This window comes from Silvimonas sp. (genome assembly GCF_031291215.1).
Classification (GTDB): domain Bacteria; phylum Pseudomonadota; class Gammaproteobacteria; order Burkholderiales; family Chitinibacteraceae; genus Silvimonas; species Silvimonas soli.
The window spans coordinates 217,735-237,621 of sequence record NZ_JARLJK010000064.1 but is presented as its reverse complement, the minus strand read 5'-3'; the positions used below and the strand labels follow the sequence as shown (position 1 = coordinate 237,621).

Below are 19,887 nucleotides of genomic sequence, written 5' to 3'. Positions count from 1 at the left end.
CAGCACGCCACTTTCAGCAGTGAGAGATATCAATGAGACGTTCGTACATGCACTACGTGCTGGCCGCGCTGGGCATTATCAGTTTGCTGGCCGGTTTTGCGCTGGTTCCGTTGTTCTACCAGGCGCATCAGCCGATTTATGCGGGTGCAATGATTGTGGTGCTGGCGCTGGCCGTATTCATTTACACCTCGCCGCGCATGTACGCCTACCGCTACGTGGTACCGGGGATTCTGGCCGGAATCGTATTCATTGCCTTGCCGGTGGCCTACACCCTGGGCATCAGCTTTACCAATTACAGTTCGCAGCATTTGTTGTCGCAAGCACGCGCCACAGACGTATTGCTGCAGAAAAGAATTACCGGCGACGCCAGCATGAACATGAAACTGTTCAGCAAGGGCGATCAATACAAGCTGTATTTCAGTGACGACGCGGGCAAGGGTTATATCTCTGACGCCACGCCGCTGACCGCTACCAAAGAGCAGCATGTGCCGCTGCACGAAACCACAGCTACCGATGGCTTTGGTGCGCCCGTGCTCCTCAAGGATTTATTCAAGCTGCAACCTGGCCTGAAACAAGTCGTAGCGGTGATGCCCGATGGCACTGAACTGCGCCAGAGCAGCTTGCGCCGCTTTGCCCAAAGCAAACCGGCATACACGCTCAATGCCGATGGCTCGCTGACCGATGTCGAACACGGCGGCGTACTCAAGCCCAATATACACAGCGGCTTTTTTGAGACCGCCAGCGGCCAGCAGCTGGAGCCTGGGTTCCGCGTTAACGTGGCGTGGCAGAACTATTGGCGCATTTTCAAAGATCCGGCGTTTCACGAGCCTTTTCTGCGCATCTTTACCTGGACCATCGCCTTTGCCAGTCTGAATACCCTGGCCACCTTTGCCATTGGCATTGTGCTGGCGGTGATGCTGAACTGGGAAGCGCTGGAGTTCCGCGGCGCCTATCGCATGATGTTGTTCCTGCCGTACGCAGTGCCTGCCTTTATTTCGATTCCAGTTTTCAAGGGCTTGTTCAACGAGAACCTCGGTGAAATCAATCTGGCGCTCAACATGATCCTCGGTGTGCGGCCAAGCTGGTTTTCAGACCCGACGCTGGCCAAATCCATGGTGCTGCTGGTGAACACCTGGCTGGGTTATCCGTACATGATGATTCTGTGCATGGGCCTGATCAAAGCCATTCCGGAAGAACTCTACGAAGCCTCCGCGCTGGCCGGTGCTGGCCCGTTCACCAACTTCTTCCGTATCACGTTGCCGTTGATTCTGCGACCGATTGCACCGCTGCTGATTGCCTCATTTGCTTTCAACTTCAACAACCTGACGCTGATTGCGCTGTTGACCAGCGGTGGCCCGGATTTCCTCGATACCCAAGTGCCAGCGGGCGCGACCGATTTGCTGGTGTCGTACACCTATCGCATCGCCTTCCAGGATTCCGGCCAGAACTACGCACTGGCCTCGGCGATCTCGTCGATCGTGTTCCTGATCGTGGCTACCCTGGCGGTGGTTAACCTGCGGCTGTTCAAAGTGAACCGGCAGAACGCCTGATCACGCTCAAGCAAGGAGTTTTGCTGTGCCTATTGTTCTCAAGAAATCCAGCCGCTGGCGCAAGCTGATCTGCCATGTCGGGCTGATCCTGTTTATTGCTGCAACGATCTTTCCGTTTCTGATGATCATTTCGATCTCATTGCGGCCCGGTAACTTTGCCGGTGGTTCATTGATTCCACACTCGATCAGCTTCGAGCACTGGAAGCTGGCGCTGGGGATGTCGTATACCGACGCCGACGGCAATCTGGTCAAGCCGCCTTTCCCGGTGCTGTTGTGGATCTGGAATTCGATGAAGGTGGCATTTATCAGCGCCACGGTGTCGCTGGTGCTGTCGATTACCAGCGCCTACGCCTTCGCCCGCATGAAGTTCCGTGGCAAAGGCGCCATGCTCAACGGCTTGTTGCTGTTGCAAATGTTCCCATCGGTGCTGGCGCTGGTGGCGATTTACGCGCTGTTCGACCGCATTGGCGATTACGTGCCATGGCTGGGCGTGGATAGTCACTGGAGTCTGGCGCTGGCCTATACCGGCGGCGTGGCGCAGCACATCTGGCTGATCAAGGGTTACTTTGATTCGGTGCCGTACGAACTGGAAGAAGCCGCGCGCGTCGATGGTGCGACCCCGTTCCAGGCCTTCATTTACGTGTTGCTGCCGATGGCTGTGCCGATTCTGGTGGTGGTGTTCGTGCTGGCGTTCCTCGGCGGCATGATCGAATACCCGGTGGCCTCGGTGCTGTTGCATGACGAACAAAAGCTGACACTGGCGATTGGCTCGCGGCTGTTCCTGTTCAACCAGCGTTATCTGTGGGGCGACTTTGCCGCCACGGCGATTCTGGCCGGGATTCCGCTCACCGCCATTTTCATGGTCACCCAGCGCTGGCTGGTGTCCGGGCTGACAGCTGGCTCGGTCAAAGGGTAACGGCGATGAACCGCTACAAACGCGTGATCCTGGCGATGGTTGCACTTGCTGCCATGAGTGCGGCCATCGCCGCGCGTCCTCAATCCGCCGTTACCGTACAAGCGGTGCCCGATCTGCCTGCCGGTTTCATCATGGGCGCGGACGTGTCCACGCTGGATCAAGTCGAGCATGCCGGTGGCAAGTTCTACAACGAAGACGGCCTGGCGCAAGACGCGCTGGCGATCCTCAAGCACGATGGGGTGAACTGGATTCGGTTGCGCCTTTGGCATACGCCAGTCAATCCGGCAGATGTAGTGGTCAACGGCAAAACGTTATCGCACAAGGGTGATCCGGTTGGTGGCGGCAATAACGATCTGGCCACCACCGTGCGCCTGGCGCAACGCGCCAAAGCGCTGGGCCTGAAAGTCTTGCTGGATATTCACTACAGCGATTTCTGGGCCGATCCGGAGAAACAAACCAAACCTGCGGCCTGGCAAGATTTGCACGGCGCAGCATTGCAACAAGCCGTCTACCAATACACCGCCAAGGTGATGCAGACGCTGGAAGATGCCCACGCCACGCCCGATATGGTGCAAGTCGGCAACGAGTTGAATGGCGGCATGTTGTGGCCGGATGGCAAAACCTGGCGCGAAGCCAAAGACGCGTTCATTGGCGGCGACGATGGTTTTGTCGCGTTGATGAAACAAGGCATTGCTGCAATCCGCGCCAACGATCAGCAACACGGCAATCGCCACACGCCCATTGCTGTGCATCTGGCCAACGGCACCAGCAACGAACTGTACCGCCGCGTGTTCGACCTGTTCACGCGCAATCAGGTCGATTACGACATCATCGGCTTGAGCTACTACCCGTATCTGCATGGTGGCATCGAAGACCTGCGCACCAATATGGATGACATCGCCTTCCGTTACCGCAAGCCGGTGGCGGTGCTGGAGGTCTCTTACGCCTGGACGCTGGATAACGGCGACAACTTTGCCAATATTTTCGGGCCGGAGTCGCAAAAGGTCATCGGCTATAAAGCCACCGTGCAAGGTCAGGCTAGCCTGATTCGCGATGTGATCGACGCGGTAAACAAGGTGCCGGCGCAGCGTGGTTTGGGTCTGTTTTACTGGGAACCGGCGTGGCTGCCGGTAGCGGGCGCGGGTTGGCGTACCGGCGAGGGCAACGGCTGGGACAACCAGACACTGTTCGATTTCTCCGGCCACGCTTTGCCGTCTCTGGCGGTGTTCCGGCGCGTGCGTGAACCGGCCCGGGCCGATGACGCGCCCAAACTGCTCGCGCCCAATCCGTTGCCGCTGACCGCCTGGGCGGGTGAAAACTGGGTGCCACCGTCAACCCTGCGCCTGCCGTTCAGCGACGATGCGGAACGCCCGGTCTATATCGACTGGGCCGATGTCCCGACAGCCAAGCTGGCGCAAGTGGGGCAGTTCAAGCTGACCGGTGACGTGAGTGGCCAGCCGCCCATTATTGCGCTGGTGAACGTGGTGCCACGCCGTAACCAGTTTGTTGATCCGGGCTTTGAAAGCGGCACGCTGGATGGCTGGGTCATTACCGGTGACAAGGGCGTGGTGAGCAACGAGCGCAATCCAGGCAACGCCCACAGCGGCCAGCAGTCCTTGCATTACTGGCTGGGCCAGCCGTTTTCGGCGACGGTATCGCACACCTTCAGCAAATTGCAGCCGGGTAACTACGTGTTCAAGGCATGGTCCGCTGGCGGTGGCGGCGAAAAAGCCCTCACCCTGTTTGCCAAAGATTGTGGCGGCCCGACTCGCTCAGCGGCAATGAGCAATAACGGCTGGCAGCAGTGGCATCAGTTTGCCGTTACCGGAATCAAGGTAACGGGTGACCAATGTACCGTGGGCATTCAGATTGATGGTCAGACCGGCAACTGGGGCAACGTCGATGATCTGGATTTCAGCCGCGAGGACGCGTCGTGATGCTAATCGCTGCGGCGGACCGGCCCGGTCGAATCGCGCACCACCAGCCACGGCTCGGCGGCGCGTTCCATGCGCGGCGGCGTGGCCGGTTGGGCAATCTGCGCCAGCAACATGGCGACACTTTGCGCGGCGATGCCAGGGGTATCGATGGCAACCGAGGTCAGTGCCGGGCGCATTTGCTGCGCCAGCCTGATATTGGTAATGCCGATCACCGAGATATCTTCCGGCACGCGTTTGCCCTGCGCGGTAGCAGCCTGCATGGCGCCAATCGCCATCAGGTCATTGGTGGCAAAAAAGGCGGTGATACCGGGGTGGCGATCCAGCAAAGTACGGGCGGCCTCAAAGCCACCTTCAATGGTGTCGCGCACCTCAATACAGGCGTCTTCGGCATGGTCGATCCCGGCCATGTGCAACTGGCGGGCAAAGCCGGAATAACGCGCGCTCTGCCGACCACCACAACCGGTGCCGATAATGGCGCCGAATTCGCGATGGCCAAACGTCAGCAAGTGTTCTGCCGCCAGGCGACCAGCGTGGGCGAAGTCGACCGCCACGCAAGACAAACCGGGCGGCGGGGCTTCGGGGTATTCCCACAGCGACAGCATCAAGGGCGTGCCCGCCGCAGCCGTTTGCAGTTCATCCAGGCTCAGCCCGGTATTCATGATGATGACACCGGCCGCCAGTGTACCCGCCATCTGGTGCAGATAAGCCTGGCTGGTCGCGGCATCGTCGTCGGTGTTGCAGACCATCAAAAACTGCCCGGCGCGGCGCGCAGCGCGTTCGGCTTCGCGCACGTATTCCGGATAAAACGGGTTGGCGATGTCCGATACCAACAGGGCCAGCGTGGCGCTACGGCCCTCGGCCAGCGCCCGCGCGTTCAGATTGGGCCGGTAGCCCAGTTCCTTGATGGCTGCCAGTACCCGTTCCAGCGTTTTGGGATGCACCTTGCCGGGATTACGCAAGGTGTTGGAGACCGTAGCGGGGGTGACATCCGCCCGTTGGGCGACTTCAGCCAGTGTGACCATGTTTTAGATTTCTTCAGCGAGACAGGCAATCGGGAGCAACCAGCAGCCTGAGTGAGGGTTGCGCGCCAGTTTAACTTCAAACCGCCCTTTTAAGCGCTTAAACCAGTTGGCCGGTAGCAACTCGCAACAAGCGGCGCCGGATGACTGGATTCCTTTTTCAAATATCAGTTTTTGCGAGATCAACCATGCAAGCAGGCGTTTGCTATTACCCCGAACACTGGCCTCAATCCAAATGGGCGCAAGATGCCCAACGGATGGTTGAGCTGGGCATTTCACATGTGCGTATCGCTGAATTTGCGTGGAGCCGCATGGAGCCGCAGCAAGGCCAATATGACTGGGCCTGGCTGGATGAGGCTATCGAGACCTTGGCCGCAGCCGGGCTGAAAGTTGTATTGGGGACACCGACCGCTGCGCCGCCATACTGGCTGATTACGCGCTGGCCGGAAGTCATGCCGCTGCGCGCTGACGGCACACCATGGCAGTTTGGCTCGCGCCGCCATTACGATATGTCCAGCCCGGATTACCGCCGGGAATGCGCGCGCATTGTAAGCGTGATGGCCGAACGCTACGGCCAGCATCCAGCCGTGGTCGCATGGCAGACCGACAATGAACTCGGTTGCCACGACACCTTGCCCAGCTATTCACCGGCCACCCGCACGGCCTTCCAGCAGTGGCTGGCAGCGCAGTATGGCGATATCCACGCCCTCAATACTGCGTGGGGTAATGTGTTCTGGAGCATGGAATACCCGGACTTCAGCGCCGTGAGTTTTCCGGTGAACACGCCAACCGACGCGAACCCGGCGCACCTGCTGGATTTCCGTCGTTTTCTGTCGGCTGAAGTGGCGTCATTCCACGGTTTGCAGGTCGAGATCATCCGCAAACACTCGCCGGGTCGCGACGTGTTCCATAACTTCATGGGGTTCTTTGGCGCGTTTGACCATTACCAGTTTGCCAAGGCCGGGCTGGACCTCGCGGCGTGGGACAGTTATCCGCTGGCGCGCACTGAAGTGCTGGCGTTGCCGGAGTCCGACAAGGTCCGCTACGCCCGCACTGGCCACCCGGATATCTCGGCGTTCAGTCACGACCTGTATCGGGGCGTCGGCAAAGGCCGCTTCTGGGTCATGGAACAACAAGCTGGTCCGGTGAACTGGGCGCCGTGGAATCCGACTCCTGCGCCGGGCATGGTGCGTTTGTGGGCGTGGGAAGCGTTTGCTCACGGCGCAGAACTGGTGTCGTGGTTCCGTTGGCGCCAGGCACCGTTTGCGCAAGAACACCTGCATTCTGGCCTGAACTTGCCGGGTGATGGTTATTCACCGGGTGGCGAAGAGGCGGTTCAGGTCGGGGCCGAATTGCGACAATTCCCGGCTGCCGCCAGCCAGCGTGGGCATGTGGCGTTGGTATTCGATTACGAAACCCTGTGGTTCACCGATATCCAGCGTCACGGCAAAACCTTTGATTACCAGATGCTGGTGTTCGAGTACTACCAGACGCTGCGCCAACTGGGTCTGGATGTAGATATCCTGCCGCGCGATGCGGATTTCTCGGGCTACGCTCTGGTGGTCGTTCCCACACTCGCAGTGGTCGATCTGGCGCTGGTAGAAAAAGTCTCCACCAGCCAGGCGTTATGGTTGTTCGGGCCAAGAACTGGTGCGCGTACCCGCAATTTCTCTATTCCGGCTACCTTGCCGCCCGGTCCGTTACAAGCGCTGTTGCCGATGCAAGTAATTGAGGTGGAATCCTTGCGCCCCTCATTGACGCCAGAGACCACCCTGGCGGGACAAGCTGGTACCGCGATTCACTGGCGCGACCACGTGCGAGTAGCTGGCGACGTGCAAACGCTGGCTGCGTTTGCTGATGGCTGGCCGGCCTTGCTGGCCAAGGGCAATGTCCAATACGCCGCAGCATGGTTTGAGCCTAAATTGCATCTGGCGTGGCTGGAACAAGCCGCGCAATCGGTTGGATTGGTCACCACCCGTTTGCCCGATGGTGTGCGCGTGCGCCGCCGTGGCGAGATCACTTTTGCCTTCAATTACAGCGATACCCCATGCGTATTGCCGATTCCGCAGTCCGCCGAATGGTTGCTGGGCAACAATGAATTGCAGCAAGGTCAGTTGTGCGCGTGGCGTGAGTCCGCGACTGCGGTTCAACGGTAAGTGAGTGGAACAACAGACCATGACTTCGTCCGCTATTTTTGATCCAACCCAGCACCCGCATCGGCGCTTTAACCCGCTGGTCGGGCGCTGGGTGTTGGTCTCGCCCCATCGCGGCAACCGGCCATGGCAAGGCCAGCAAGACCCGCCGGTCGTGACTGAGCAGATCAGCCACGATCCTTCGTGCTACTTGTGCGCAGGTAACACTCGCGTGAATGGTGCGATCAACCCGGATTACGCCCACACATGGGTGTTCCAGAATGATTTTTCTGCCTTGCTGGCGGATTCTCCAGCGCCCACCGAGGGCAATGATTCGCTGTTTGTGACGACAGGTGCGCGTGGCGAGGCGAGGGTGATCTGCTTTTCGCCCGATCACAGCAAGACCTTGCCGCAGTTGTCGCTAACTGAACTGGGCCATGTGGTGGATACCTGGTGCGAACAACTGGCCGAATTGGGCAAACGCTATACCTGGGTGCAGTTGTTCGAAAACAAAGGTGCGGTGATGGGATGCTCCAACCCGCATCCGCACGGACAGCTGTGGGCCAGCGACTTTTTGCCGACCGAGATCGACGCCGAAGACACGCACCAACGCGCCTACTTTGCCGAGCATGGGCGGCCACTATTGCTGGACTACGCACAGCGCGAGCAAGCCAGCGGCGAGCGGGTGGTGATTGAGACTGAGCACTGGCTGGCGTTGGTGCCGTATTGGGCCGCGTGGCCATTTGAAACGCTGCTGTTGCCCAAAGCTCACGTCACCCATATGGATGAACTCAGTCCCGCGCAAAAAGCCGATCTGGCCGTGGCGGTGAAGGCGCTGACCACGCGTTACGACAATCTGTTCCAGTGTTCTTTTCCGTATTCCATGGGCTGGCATGGCCGCCCGACCGGCCCGACTGCGGCGGACGACAGCCGTCACTGGCAACTACATGCGCACTTCTATCCGCCGCTGCTGCGCTCGGCTTCGGTGCGCAAGTTTATGGTCGGCTACGAAATGCTGGCCGAAACCCAACGCGATATCACGCCGGAGCAGGCGGCCGCGCGCTTGCAGCAAACCAGCGAAATCCATTATTTGAGTGCACCCGATCTGCCAGGTGCAGGAGCTGTTTGATGTCCACCCCGCAACAATTTGCTACCTCACATTTTGCCAATCTGTTTGGCGTTGCCCCGCAATGGCTGGTGCAGGCACCGGGGCGCGTTAACCTGATTGGTGAGCACACCGATTACAACGACGGCTTTGTGCTGCCGTGCGCGATCGATTTTCATACCGCCATTGCCGTCAGCGCGCGCAGCGACCGCCTGGTGCGCGTCGTGGCCGCCGACTACGCGGATGAGGCGGATGTATTTTCGCTGGATGAGCCCATCGTTCCGCATCCAGACAAACTCTGGTCCACCTATGTGCGCGGCGGTTTGTTGCATTTGCAGCAAGCTGGCCACCAGTTTGGCGGGCTGGATATGGTTATCAGCGGCAATATCCCGCAAGGTACCGGCTTGAGTTCATCGGCTTCTTTGCTCGTGGCGGTGGGCGAGGCAGTCAAATGCGCCTGGCAACTGGCGCTCACGCCGCAAGCCAATGCCTTGAACGCCCAGCGTGCCGAAAACCAGTTTGTCGGCGTGCAGTGCGGCATCATGGATCAACTCATTTCGGCGTGCGGTCAGACCGGGCATGCGCTGATGATTGACTGTCGCTCACTGGAACTGACGCCAGTGTCCGTGCCTACCGACTTGACGGTGATGATCATCAATTCGCGCATCCGGCGCGGCCTGGTGGATGGCGAATACAATCTACGCCGCCAGCAATGCGAAGCGGCTGCCGCGCACTTCGGCGTCAAGGCGTTGAGGGACGTGACGCTGGCCCAGTTGCTGGAACAACGCGAACAACTGGACCCGCTACTGTTTCGGCGGGCCCGGCATATCGTCACTGAAAACGCCCGCGTCGAACAGGCCGTGGTAGCGCTGGCCGCGAATGACATGCCCACGCTGGCGCGTTTGATGGCGCAATCTCATGACTCCATGCGCGACGACTTTGAAATTACCGTGCCACTGATCGACCAGTTGGTGGACATCGTCAAAAACGTAGTGGGCGATGCCGGTGGCGTGCGCATGACGGGCGGCGGCTTCGGCGGCTGCGTAGTGGCCTTGCTGCCCCATGCGCTGGTGGCTCCGGTCGAACAGGCGCTGGCACAGCAATATCGAAATGCGGCAGGCGAAAGCGCTGTGGTTTATCGCTGCGTGGCTTCCAGCGGGGCAGGTCATCAGGCAATGCTGGACTGATCTGCCCACCACTGGCCGGTGACCAAACTGTTATCGGCCAGTGGTGATGCGTTATTCGCAGAGGCCCACGACACTGCTCAGTGCGTTTTGCGCCAGTTTCGCGCCTGCAATAAAGCTGCGATATGCAGCATGAGAAAGATCGGCACGAAATAGACCGGAATCAGCAACAACGGCAGTTGCGCCATCGGCGTAGTGGAAATTTCCCCGGCCGCGCCTGTTGCCAGAAACGCATCAAGACCACCCGAACCCACCGCCACGAATAGATCGAGTATTCCCAGCAGATTCCAGAACACGAAGGTTCGGCTGCTCGCGAAGTCAGGCCGTTTGAGTAGCGCGATCAGCATCAATGGCGCGGTGACCCCGATTGCAATGTCGCCTAGTCCGGCTGGCAGCGCGAAATGCCCCGGCAAGATGTGGTGCGCATACAGCGCCAGGAAACCAAACCCGGCGAAGCGCCAGGCCTGCATGGCCATGATCGTGCGTAGATCAGCGGCGAGTATCCATTCGCGAAACGCCAGCGAGCGCCAGTACAACAGCAGAAATATCGCCACGGGCCCCATAAATCCGGCCGCAATTTGTACCGGCGGGCTACCCGGCGGCCCGACAAAGCGCCCGGCCACACCGAGCATGACGATGGCAATAAACCAGACAGCAAGGACAACCGCTGCGCCAAGCGTTATAGCTGGCGGTGAGGATTGTTCGGGCGAGGACAAGGCGATCTGCGACATGATGGATAGCTCCATTAAGTTACTTGCATTTTGCAAGTAACTGGATTTGTAGCATACTGACTTTCACTATGCAAGTGACTGAGGCGAGCCATGCCCCTACCAGACAAGACCAATGCCGACGACCCCCAGACTTTCCGCCGCTCCCCCTGCGCTGTGGCCAATACGCTCGACCTGATAGGTGACAAATGGTCACTGCTGGTGGTGCGCGATCTGCTTTATGGCAAGCAAACCTTTAGCGAACTGCTGGACTCGCCGGAGAAGATATCGACCAATCTGCTGGCTGATCGACTCAACCGTCTGGAAGAGGCAGGCATCGTTGTGAGTACCGCTTATCAAGAGCGTCCCGTGCGGTACGCTTACTCGCTGAGCGAGAAGGGAAGGGCCTTGGGTAGCGTGCTGCTGGCGCTGGTGAAGTGGGGCACAGAGCATATCCCCGGCACTGAGGTCATGCGCAAAGCGGGATCAGCAACGAAGCCGTGACTGGACCGGATGCTGGGCGTTCAGAAAAGAGAAGACATAAAAAAAGCCTGCCACCACTGGGGTTGCAGGCCTTTTAGTTACATTCCTCTAAAGATGCCCATTAGAAAGGAATGTCGTCCTCAAAGTCATCAAAGCTACGGGCTGGAGCAGGCTTTGCCGCCGGTGCTGCAGCTTGCTGCGGACGTGGTGCCGGAGCCGGGGTTGGCGCGGATTGTTGCGCGCTGTATTCCTGGTTGAACTCGTCGTAACCGCCGCCGCCTTGTTCCGCACCGCCACCCGCACCACCGCGGCCAGCCAGCATCTGCATCTGGTCAGCGATGATTTCAGTGGTGTAGCGATCCGCGCCGGTTTGTTTGTCTTGCCATTTACGGGTCTGCAGACGGCCTTCAATGTAAACCGCGCTACCTTTTTTCAGGTACTGACCGGCGATCTCAGCCAGGCGGTTGTACATGGTGATGTTGTGCCATTCCGTCTTTTCTTGCTGCTGACCTTGCTTGTCTTTGTAGCGATCGGTGGTGGCGATGCTGAAATTGCACACGGCACCGCCCGAAGGCAGGTAGCGGGTTTCAGGATCACGGCCCAGGTTGCCGATCAGCAACACTTTGTTGAGCGATGCCATTTATTGGGTTTCCTCGATAAGTAATCGAGCGCGGGCTTCATCCCAGCCGCTTTGCAGCACTTTCAGCAAAGCCACACGCTCTTCAATCAGAACAACGGCCTCTTTTACACCGTCGATTTGGGCGAGTTTAGCAGAGAGCTGCGTTACATCGCCTGACCAATTTTCGCCGATATGAAACATGCGGGTCTTGACTGGCAACGGGGGCACCAGACCAAAGGTGACGATCAACCAGATCGCCATCAACCCGGCGCACAGCCAGAATACCGGTGTTGCTCCGGAGTGTTGATACAACCAGCCCGCTGCTGCGGAACCGACAAACATCGCCAGCGACTGGCAGGTGTTGTACACGCCCATGGCCGTGCCTTTGGCATCAGTCGGGGCGATTTTGGAGATCAGGCTCGGTTGGGTGGCTTCCAGGATATTGAAAGCAATAAAGTACAAACCCAGCCAGAAGCAGATCATCAGCAAGTTGGGCATGTACAAGGCCATGCCGGTTTGCGCGACCAGCATCAAGGCAATGGCCAACAAGAACACGCGTTTGAGCTTGTTGCGTTTCTCCGCGACGATTACTGCTGGCACCATAAACACAAAGCCGATCAGCACCACCGGCAGATACACCTTCCAGTGCCCGTCTACCGGGATATGTCCGGTGCTGGCCAGCAACAAGGGCATCACCGTAAACATGGCCATTTGCGCGGCATGCAGGGCGAACACGCCGTAATTCAGGCGGCGCAGCTGCGGGTGTTTGAGTACGGCGGGCAAGCGGCTGGTGCTGGCTTCAGCGTCGGAGTGAAAGCGCGAGATGGTCGGGGTGGGGATGATCTTCCATACGCCGATGATCGCGGCAATGGTCAACCCGGCAGTCAGCAGAAAAATCCCCGGCAAGCCTATCCACTCTGCCAGTGCGGGCGCGGCTACGAGCGAGATGGCGAAGGTGGTGGCGATACTGCCACCAATCATCGCCATCGCTTTGGTACGGTTTTCTTCGCGGGTGAGGTCGGCCAGCAGCGCCGTAATCGCCGCAGAGATTGCACCGGCACCTTGCAACGCGCGACCGGCAATCATCCATTCAATGCTGGTGGCGCTGGCGCATACAAGGCTACCAATGGCAAACATCACCAGGCCAAAGTAGATCACCTTTTTGCGGCCAACCCGGTCGGACCACATGCCAAACGGCAATTGCAGGATGGCTTGGGTTAGCCCGTAAGCACCGAACGCCAGCCCCACCAGGGCATGGTTTTCGCCGCCGGACAAGTGTGTGGCATACACCGTAAACACCGGCAGGATCAGAAACATGCCCAGCATGCGCAGGGCGTACAGCCCGGCCAGACCGAGCGAGGCGCGTAATTCCAGTGGAGTCATTGAGTTTTCAGATGATGCAGAAGCCATGCGAGCCGGTTAAGCCTTTTTCGGTTGTTCCAGGTTGGGCAAAAACGCCGTCAACAAGCCAATCAGCGGCAGGAACGCGCAGACGTGGTAAACAAAATCAATACTGGTGTGATCGGCCAGCGTGCCCAGTACTGCGGCGCCAATCCCGCCCATGCCAAAGGCAAAGCCGAAGAACAGACCGGAAACCATGCCCACTTTGCCGGGGATGAGTTCCTGGGCGTACACCAGAATGGCCGAGAACGCGGAGGCCAGAATCACGCCAATGATGGCCGTGAGCACGCCAGTCCAGAACAGATCGGCGTACGGCAATGCCAGCGTAAAAGGAGCAACGCCCAGGATCGAACCCCAGATGACATACTTGCGGCCGATTTTATCGCCCAGCGGGCCGCCAATCACCGTACCGGCAGCCACCGCAAACAAGAAGATAAACAAGTGCACCTGGGCCGACTGCACCGACAGGTGAAACTTGCTCATCAGGTAGAAGGTGAAATAGCTGCCAATGCTGGCCATGTAGAAATACTTGGAGAAAATCAGCAGCAGCAAGATACCGATGGAGAATCCCACCTGCTTGCGGCTCAGATTATGCACCGCCTTGCGACCGGCTTTGCCGCGTGCGCCCAGATGATGCGCCCGATACCAGGTGCCGACCTTGAACAACACCGCAATGGCCACCAGCGCCGCGACGGAGAACCAGGCGATGCTGGGCTGGCCATACGGCACGATGATTGCGGCGGCCAGCAAGGGGCCAAACGATGAACCCAGGTTACCGCCCACTTGAAACAGCGATTGCGCAAGGCCGTGACGCCCACCGGAAGCCATGCGCGCTACGCGGCTGGATTCCGGGTGAAAGATCGACGAGCCCGTGCCAACCAGCGCCGCCGCCGCCAGCAAGGTGCCAAAGTTGGGCGCCACTGACAGCAGTAACAGACCGCACAAGGTAAAGCCCATGCCGATCGGCAGCGAATACGGTTGCGGTTTTTTGTCGGTATACAAACCCACCAGCGGCTGCAGCAAGGAAGCCGTGATCTGGTAGGTGAGGGTAATCAGGCCAATCTGGGTGAAGCTCAGATTGAAACCGCCCTTCAGGATCGGATAGATCGCCAGAATCAGCGACTGGATCATGTCGTTCAACAGGTGCGAAAAGCTGATTGCCCCCAGCACCCGGTAGGCGGTGCCTTGTTCATGGGCGGTAGTGGAATTGGCCGTGGTGCTCAGGCTGTTCTGCATGACGTGGGGTAGGGGCGGCGGTAAAAGTGACATTCTAGCAGGCGGCAGTACGCCGTCTGGCATTGGTATGGCGATTTTATGTTTCGAATGTTTGGAGTTTCGCGCTATCGGCCCCATTTCATGCTCTGTTGCGCAGGCTTGGGGTATTTGCTGTCTATGGCTGCGCGTTTTGCAATCTCCCATCCGCTGGCGCACAAATCAGTGCTGTTCTGACCGGGCAAGGCTCCGGCTGGGCAGGCTGATTCTGTTATATTGACGGATTGGCTTTCGAGAATGGCATCAGGCGCATGAACTATCGTTCCACTATCGATCAAGATATCCCGCTGATCCGCATTCGCGGGGCCCGCACCCATAACCTGAAGAACGTCAGCCTGGATTTGCCGCGCGGCAAGCTGGTGGTGATTACCGGGTTGTCTGGCTCGGGTAAATCGTCGCTGGCGTTTGATACCTTGTATGCCGAAGGCCAGCGTCGCTACGTGGAGTCGCTCTCCGCCTATGCGCGCCAGTTCCTGCAACTGATGGAAAAGCCAGACGTGGATCTGATCGAGGGCCTGAGTCCGGCGATCTCCATCGAGCAAAAAGCCACCAGCCATAATCCGCGTTCTACCGTCGGCACCGTGACCGAAATCCACGACTATCTGCGCTTGCTGTTTGCCCGCGTCGGCACGCCGTATTGCCCGGATCACGACTTGCCACTGGAATCGCAAACCGTCAGCCAGATGGTGGACCATGTATTGTCGCTGCCGGAAGACACCCGCTTGATGATCCTGGCGCCAGTGATTATCGGCCGCAAAGGCGAGAACCTGGAGCTGTTTGAAGAGCTGCGCGCCCAAGGTTTCGTGCGAGTACGCGTAGATGGCGAGGTGTGCGAACTAGAGAACGTGCCCAAGCTCGACAAAAACAAGAAACACACCATTGAAGTGGTCATCGACCGCCTGAAAGTGCGCGCCGATCTCAAGCAACGCGTAGCGGAATCGTTTGAAACCGCGCTGCGTCACGCTGACGGTCGCGCCATTGCCGTGGAAATGGAAAGCGGCAAAGAGCACTGGTTCTCTGCCAAGTTTGCCTGTCCGGTATGCAGCTTCAGCCTGCCGGAACTCGAACCCCGCTTGTTCTCGTTCAACAATCCGATGGGTGCCTGCCCCAAGTGTGACGGCTTGGGCCAAATCACGTTTTTTGATCCCAAACGCGTGGTCGCTCATCCGGACTTGAGTCTGGCCGCTGGCGCGATCAAGGGTTGGGACCGGCGCAACCAGTTTTACTTCCAGATGCTGTCCAGTCTGGCCGCGCATTATGAGTTCGACCTGAACACGCCGTGGGATGACCTGCCGGAAGAAACGCGCAAAGTGGTGTTGTATGGCTCGGGTCGCGATGAAATCCGCTTTATCTATCTGAACGAGCGCGGTACCAAGTTTGAGCGGGCGCACACCTTTGAAGGGATCATTCCCAATCTGGAGCGCCGCTACCGCGAGACCGATTCGGTTGCGGTGCGCGAGGAGCTGGCCAAATACCAGAACAACCAGTCGTGCCCGAGCTGCGGCGGTTCGCGTTTGCGCCGTGAAGCGCGCTTTGTGAAAGTGGGTACCGAAACTCTGCACCAGATTGCGCAGATGGCATTGCGTGATTCCAGCAAGTTCTTCACCGAACTGGCGTTTGAAGGCAACAAGGCGCAAATCGCCGAGAAGATCGTCAAGGAAATCCGCGAACGCCTGGGCTTCCTGGTGAACGTGGGGCTGGATTACCTCAGTCTGGAACGCAGCGCCGATACCTTGTCGGGCGGCGAAGCGCAGCGGATTCGGTTGGCATCGCAGATTGGTTCCGGCTTGACCGGCGTGATGTATGTGCTGGATGAACCCTCAATCGGTCTGCACCAGCGCGATAACGATCGCTTGATCGGCACGCTGATGCGCCTGCGCGATCTGGATAACACGGTGATCGTGGTTGAGCACGATGAAGACGCGATCCGCGCTGCCGATTACCTGGTCGATATGGGACCAGGCGCGGGTGAACACGGCGGCGAAATCATCGCCGAAGGCATTCCGTCTGAAGTGATGAAGAACCCCAATTCGATCACTGGGCAGTTTTTATCCGGTGCGCGTCGTATTGCTCTACCGGAAACCCGCCGCACGCCTGATCCGGAAAAATGGTTCACGCTCAAAGGTGCTCATGGTAATAACCTGAAGTACGTTGATCTGGCATTACCGGTTGGCCTGCTGGTCTGCGTGACCGGCGTATCGGGCTCGGGAAAGTCCACGCTGATCAATGACACGCTGTATGCCATTGCGGCGCGTGATCTGAACGGGGCTTCGACTGAGCCCGCGCCATATCAAGAGATCAACGGTATGGATCACTTTGACAAGGTGATCAATGTCGATCAGTCGCCCATTGGCCGCACGCCGCGTTCCAATCCGGCCACTTACACCGGCTTGTTTACGCCGATCCGCGAGTTGTTTGCGGGCGTGCCAACCAGCCGCGAACGCGGTTACGGGCCGGGCCGTTTCAGTTTTAACGTGAAGGGCGGGCGCTGCGAAGCGTGTCAGGGCGATGGCGTGATCAAGGTGGAAATGCACTTTCTGCCGGACGTTTACGTGCCGTGCGATGTTTGCCACGGCAAGCGCTACAACCGCGAAACGCAGGAAGTCCAGTACAAGGGCAAGAACATTACCGAAGTGCTGGAAATGACGGTGGAGAACGCGCTGGCGTTCTTCCAGGCCGTGCCGACCGTGGCGCGCAAGCTGCAAACGCTGATGGACGTGGGCTTGGGCTATATCCGGCTCGGCCAGTCCGCCACGACGTTGTCGGGTGGTGAAGCGCAGCGGGTGAAGCTGGCGCTGGAGTTGTCCAAGCGCGATACCGGGCGCACGCTATATATCCTGGATGAGCCAACTACCGGTTTGCACTTCCACGATATTGATCTACTGCTGGGCGTGGTGCGGCGCTTGCGCGAACATGGCAACACCGTGGTGGTGATCGAACACAATCTGGACGTGATCAAAACTGCGGACTGGATTGTCGACTTGGGGCCGGAAGGTGGCGCGGGCGGTGGCGAGATCATTGCCGTGGGTACGCCAGAAGAAGTGGCCAAGAGCGAGAAATCGCATACGGCCAAGTACCTCAAGCGCGTGCTCGATAGCCACCAATAACTGGCTGACGATCTGTCTGGCGGATGTATGCAAGAAAAGCCTCCCTTTGTGGAGGCTTTTTCACGAAGAGGCAAACAGGAGGACCCAATGGTGCAGCCGGTTGAATATCTGCAGCAGTTGTATCTGACGGCGATGGCAGAGGGCGATCCCTGTGCCCGCTTTGTGACGCTGATGACCGTGGACGCTGACGGTTACCCGGTATCGCGCATGGTCACGGTGCGCCAGTTTACGGCGGACGAAATTGCGATTTCGGTCAACATGCTCAGTCCGAAAATCCGCCAGCTGACTGCCAATGACAAATGGGAACTGGCTGGATTCTGGCCGCAATCCATGACGCAATTTCGCTTGCGCGGCAGTTATTCCCTGCATTGTGGTGCGGCAGAACACTCCCTGTGGCGTAACAAACCACATGCCAGCCAGATCATGGATCTATATGCCGAAAGGGTTCGCCAGCAAAGTACGGAGGTGGCATCGCGGGCAATCATGCAGCAAGAGGTTGCTCAATTGACGTCACAACTGGAACAACTGCCGCAGTTGCCAGTGGCGGAACATATCGGTTTGCTCTGGCTGCAGCCGCAGATGATCGAGCTATGGCAACAATCCGACGCAGATCGCATGCATGACCGTCGTTTGTGGTGTTTGCAGAATGGCGCTTGGTCAGAGAGCACGCTGGTGCCATGATGGACTGATAGCCCCGAGATATTTGTACTGCTAACGGTCTGTCCAAACGACAACAAAAAACCCGCAAAGCGCGGGTTTTTTGTTGGGCCAACCAGGCAAGCGTTTAGCTATTGGGTTGGTAAATCACCAGGTGCACGCCGGGCGTGAACGATTGCTGCGGGTTCCAGCGCTTCAGGTCTGCAGTATCGACATTGTGACGGCGGGCAATGGAGCTGACCGTGTCACCCTGCTTGACCACATACTTCTGAGCTTCTGGCGGGCTGTAGCTGATGCGCTTGATCCCGCCAGTGTTGCTCGCCAGCTTGAGTGTCTGACCTTGCGAAATATGGTTGCTGCGCAGGCCATTCATGGATTTCAGCGACGCTACCGTAATGCCGTAGCGCTTGGCGATGTTGAACACGGTATCGCCACGCGCCACGCGGTAGGAAACCACGTTGCTATCGTCAGTGGCGATCTGGCGGGGGCTGGCTACCGCGCTGACACGACGTACTTGCGGCTTGTCGTTCGCGCCGGTATCCAGTGGGTCAGCTGCGCGGTTGGCGGCCAGAGCCAGCAAGGTTTGCTGCTCAGCGCCATCCACATCGGCACTCTTGGGCACCAGGATCGTCTGACCACGCGCTACACGCTCGCGGGTGTTGATATCGTTGACGTCTTTCAGTTCGCCAGCCGGAATGCCAAATGAAGCGGCCAGTTTGTCAAAGTTTTCACCCTGGTGAGTGACATAGGGCTGCCAGTTCAGCAGCGGCTTGTCATAACTGGCCAGGTTTTTCTGGAATACATCGACTTTGTCGGCTGGCAAGACCAATTGGCGATCATCTTTATGCGCAATGACCGGGCGGATAAAGCCTGGGTTGAGTCGCAGCAGTTCTTGCACTGGCGTTTCGGCCAGTTCCGCTGCCACTTTTACGTCCATGTGCCGATCCGGGCTGACAGTCGCAAAGTAAGGGCGATTGGGGATGTCGGTCAGCTGGATGCCGTACGCTTGCGGGTTGGCGATGATATTGCGGATCGCCAGCAGCTTGGGTACGTAATTGCGAGTTTCATCGGGCATACGCAGGCTGGCGTAATCGGTCGGCATACCTGCGGCCTGATTTTTGGCCACGGCTCTGGCTACTGCGTTTTCGCCCCAGTTGTAGGACGCCAGCGCCAGTTGCCAGTCGCCGAACATCCCGTGCAGTTCTTCCAGATAATCCAGTGCGGCCTGGGTTGCGGCAACCACATCGCGGCGACCGTCATACCACCAGGTACGTTCCAGCCCGTAACGCTTGCCGGTATCAGGAATGAACTGCCACATGCCAGCGGCACGGGCGGGGGATTCAGCCTTGGGGTTGTAGGCGCTTTCAATCATCGGCAGCAGCGCCAGTTCCATCGGCATGCCGCGCTTTTCAACTTCACCCGCCACGTAATACATATAGCGCTGGCCGCGATCCATGATCCGGTTCAAGTATTCCGGGCGAGCGGCGTAATAGTTTTCCCACTTGGTGACCAGTGCAGGGTCGGTGTCCTGCATGGCAAAGCCGCCGCGTACGCGATCCCACAACGAATCGTACTGAATGGCTTGCACCACAGCGTCATCAAACAAAATGGAAACAGTTTGACGGGTGTCGTCGGTGATCTGGAAAGCGGGGTCGTGGAGTTGGTAGTCGAGCCGGGCAGAACCGACTGGAGTGGTGCTGTCAGCAAAAGTGGCTGCGCTGAGCAGGCTGGCAATAATGCCAGCGAGCAGTCGGTATTTCATGATGCCAAGGCCCTGATTATTCGCAAATTCGGTCGA

General features: G+C 58.5%; 15 protein-coding genes. 9 read left to right on the top strand and 6 right to left on the bottom strand.

Annotated features, from left to right (window positions below; genetic code table 11):
- Positions 1-32: 32 nt before the first annotated feature.
- From malF to P4L78_RS07270, 3 genes are read left to right on the top strand one after another with little or no spacing between them, the layout of a single operon-like run.
- Positions 33-1,550 (top strand): maltose ABC transporter permease MalF, encoded by a 1,518-nt coding sequence (gene malF / locus P4L78_RS07280; RefSeq protein WP_309327422.1) that lies wholly within the window; start codon positions 33-35, stop codon positions 1,548-1,550.
- Positions 1,551-1,575: 25 nt separating this feature from the next.
- Positions 1,576-2,466 (top strand): maltose ABC transporter permease MalG, encoded by an 891-nt coding sequence (malG, locus tag P4L78_RS07275; protein WP_283150644.1) that lies wholly within the window; start codon positions 1,576-1,578, stop codon positions 2,464-2,466.
- 5 nt (positions 2,467-2,471) lie between these two features.
- The gene (locus P4L78_RS07270) at positions 2,472-4,403 is read left to right on the top strand and encodes a glycosyl hydrolase 53 family protein (RefSeq protein ID WP_309327421.1); all 1,932 of its coding nucleotides are present in this window, start codon (positions 2,472-2,474) and stop codon (positions 4,401-4,403) included.
- Positions 4,404-4,405: 2 nt separating this feature from the next.
- Here the strand turns inward: P4L78_RS07270 and P4L78_RS07265 are convergent, their stop codons facing one another.
- Positions 4,406-5,425 carry a LacI family DNA-binding transcriptional regulator gene (locus tag P4L78_RS07265; protein WP_283150642.1) on the bottom strand — a complete coding sequence of 340 codons (1,020 nt, stop codon included), beginning with the start codon at positions 5,423-5,425 and terminating at the stop codon, positions 4,406-4,408.
- A 185-nt stretch (positions 5,426-5,610) separates the two neighbouring features.
- Between P4L78_RS07265 and P4L78_RS07260 the strand changes: the two genes are divergently transcribed.
- The 3 genes from P4L78_RS07260 to galK are packed head-to-tail and all read left to right on the top strand — an operon-like array spanning position 5,611 to position 9,846.
- A complete protein-coding gene (locus P4L78_RS07260; protein ID WP_309327420.1) occupies positions 5,611-7,578 on the top strand; it encodes a beta-galactosidase in 1,968 nt (655 codons plus the stop codon).
- A 19-nt stretch (positions 7,579-7,597) separates the two neighbouring features.
- Positions 7,598-8,683, top strand: a complete 1,086-nt coding sequence (locus tag P4L78_RS07255; RefSeq protein ID WP_309327419.1) for a UDP-glucose--hexose-1-phosphate uridylyltransferase — start codon at positions 7,598-7,600, stop codon at positions 8,681-8,683.
- Positions 8,683-9,846, top strand: coding sequence for a galactokinase (galK, locus tag P4L78_RS07250; RefSeq protein ID WP_309327418.1), 1,164 nt, complete (start codon positions 8,683-8,685; stop codon positions 9,844-9,846). Before P4L78_RS07255 ends, galK begins: the two co-directional genes overlap by 1 nt.
- 77 nt (positions 9,847-9,923) lie before the next feature.
- Here galK and P4L78_RS07245 read toward each other — a convergent pair whose 3' ends face one another.
- Positions 9,924-10,574, bottom strand: coding sequence for a hypothetical protein (locus P4L78_RS07245; protein ID WP_309327417.1), 651 nt, complete (start codon positions 10,572-10,574; stop codon positions 9,924-9,926).
- 90 nt (positions 10,575-10,664) lie between these two features.
- Here P4L78_RS07245 and P4L78_RS07240 point away from each other — a divergent pair, with 90 nt between their 5' ends.
- The gene (locus tag P4L78_RS07240; protein ID WP_309327416.1) at positions 10,665-11,054 is read left to right on the top strand and encodes a helix-turn-helix domain-containing protein; all 390 of its coding nucleotides are present in this window, start codon (positions 10,665-10,667) and stop codon (positions 11,052-11,054) included.
- Positions 11,055-11,154: 100 nt separating this feature from the next.
- Here the strand turns inward: P4L78_RS07240 and ssb are convergent, their stop codons facing one another.
- Genes ssb through P4L78_RS07225 form a run of 3 tightly spaced genes read right to left on the bottom strand, consistent with a single transcriptional unit; the run spans position 11,155 to position 14,322 of the window.
- Entirely contained in the window at positions 11,155-11,673 is a 519-nt protein-coding gene (ssb, locus tag P4L78_RS07235; RefSeq protein WP_309327415.1) for a single-stranded DNA-binding protein, read from the bottom strand.
- Positions 11,674-13,035: an MFS transporter gene (locus P4L78_RS07230; RefSeq protein ID WP_309327414.1), complete on the bottom strand. Its 1,362-nt coding sequence runs from the start codon at positions 13,033-13,035 to the stop codon at positions 11,674-11,676.
- A gap of 36 nt (positions 13,036-13,071) precedes the next feature.
- Positions 13,072-14,322: an MFS transporter gene (locus P4L78_RS07225; RefSeq protein WP_309327413.1), complete on the bottom strand. Its 1,251-nt coding sequence runs from the start codon at positions 14,320-14,322 to the stop codon at positions 13,072-13,074.
- Positions 14,323-14,576: 254 nt separating this feature from the next.
- Between P4L78_RS07225 and uvrA the strand changes: the two genes are divergently transcribed.
- Positions 14,577-17,432 (top strand): excinuclease ABC subunit UvrA, encoded by a 2,856-nt coding sequence (uvrA, locus tag P4L78_RS07220; RefSeq protein WP_309327412.1) that lies wholly within the window; start codon positions 14,577-14,579, stop codon positions 17,430-17,432.
- A gap of 87 nt (positions 17,433-17,519) precedes the next feature.
- Entirely contained in the window at positions 17,520-18,113 is a 594-nt protein-coding gene (locus P4L78_RS07215; protein WP_309327411.1) for a pyridoxamine 5'-phosphate oxidase family protein, read from the top strand.
- A gap of 103 nt (positions 18,114-18,216) precedes the next feature.
- Here the strand turns inward: P4L78_RS07215 and P4L78_RS07210 are convergent, their stop codons facing one another.
- Positions 18,217-19,851, bottom strand: coding sequence for a LysM peptidoglycan-binding domain-containing protein (locus tag P4L78_RS07210; RefSeq protein WP_283150624.1), 1,635 nt, complete (start codon positions 19,849-19,851; stop codon positions 18,217-18,219).
- Positions 19,852-19,887 lie beyond the last annotated feature (36 nt).

What these genes read in the sequence shown, in the direction of transcription:
- malF (WP_309327422.1), top strand. Translation starts at nt 33, where the DNA reads ATGAGACGTTCGTACATGCACTACGTGCTGGCCGCGCTGGGCATTATC.
- P4L78_RS07270 (WP_309327421.1), top strand. Translation starts at nt 2,472, where the DNA reads ATGAACCGCTACAAACGCGTGATCCTGGCGATGGTTGCACTTGCTGCC.
- P4L78_RS07265 (WP_283150642.1), bottom strand. Translation starts at nt 5,425, where the DNA reads ATGGTCACACTGGCTGAAGTCGCCCAACGGGCGGATGTCACCCCCGCT.
- P4L78_RS07260 (WP_309327420.1), top strand. Translation starts at nt 5,611, where the DNA reads ATGCAAGCAGGCGTTTGCTATTACCCCGAACACTGGCCTCAATCCAAA.
- P4L78_RS07255 (WP_309327419.1), top strand. Translation starts at nt 7,598, where the DNA reads ATGACTTCGTCCGCTATTTTTGATCCAACCCAGCACCCGCATCGGCGC.
- galK (WP_309327418.1), top strand. Translation starts at nt 8,683, where the DNA reads ATGTCCACCCCGCAACAATTTGCTACCTCACATTTTGCCAATCTGTTT.
- P4L78_RS07245 (WP_309327417.1), bottom strand. Translation starts at nt 10,574, where the DNA reads ATGTCGCAGATCGCCTTGTCCTCGCCCGAACAATCCTCACCGCCAGCT.
- P4L78_RS07240 (WP_309327416.1), top strand. Translation starts at nt 10,665, where the DNA reads ATGCCCCTACCAGACAAGACCAATGCCGACGACCCCCAGACTTTCCGC.
- ssb (WP_309327415.1), bottom strand. Translation starts at nt 11,673, where the DNA reads ATGGCATCGCTCAACAAAGTGTTGCTGATCGGCAACCTGGGCCGTGAT.
- P4L78_RS07230 (WP_309327414.1), bottom strand. Translation starts at nt 13,035, where the DNA reads ATGACTCCACTGGAATTACGCGCCTCGCTCGGTCTGGCCGGGCTGTAC.
- P4L78_RS07225 (WP_309327413.1), bottom strand. Translation starts at nt 14,322, where the DNA reads ATGTCACTTTTACCGCCGCCCCTACCCCACGTCATGCAGAACAGCCTG.
- uvrA (WP_309327412.1), top strand. Translation starts at nt 14,577, where the DNA reads ATGAACTATCGTTCCACTATCGATCAAGATATCCCGCTGATCCGCATT.
- P4L78_RS07215 (WP_309327411.1), top strand. Translation starts at nt 17,520, where the DNA reads ATGGTGCAGCCGGTTGAATATCTGCAGCAGTTGTATCTGACGGCGATG.
- P4L78_RS07210 (WP_283150624.1), bottom strand. Translation starts at nt 19,851, where the DNA reads ATGAAATACCGACTGCTCGCTGGCATTATTGCCAGCCTGCTCAGCGCA.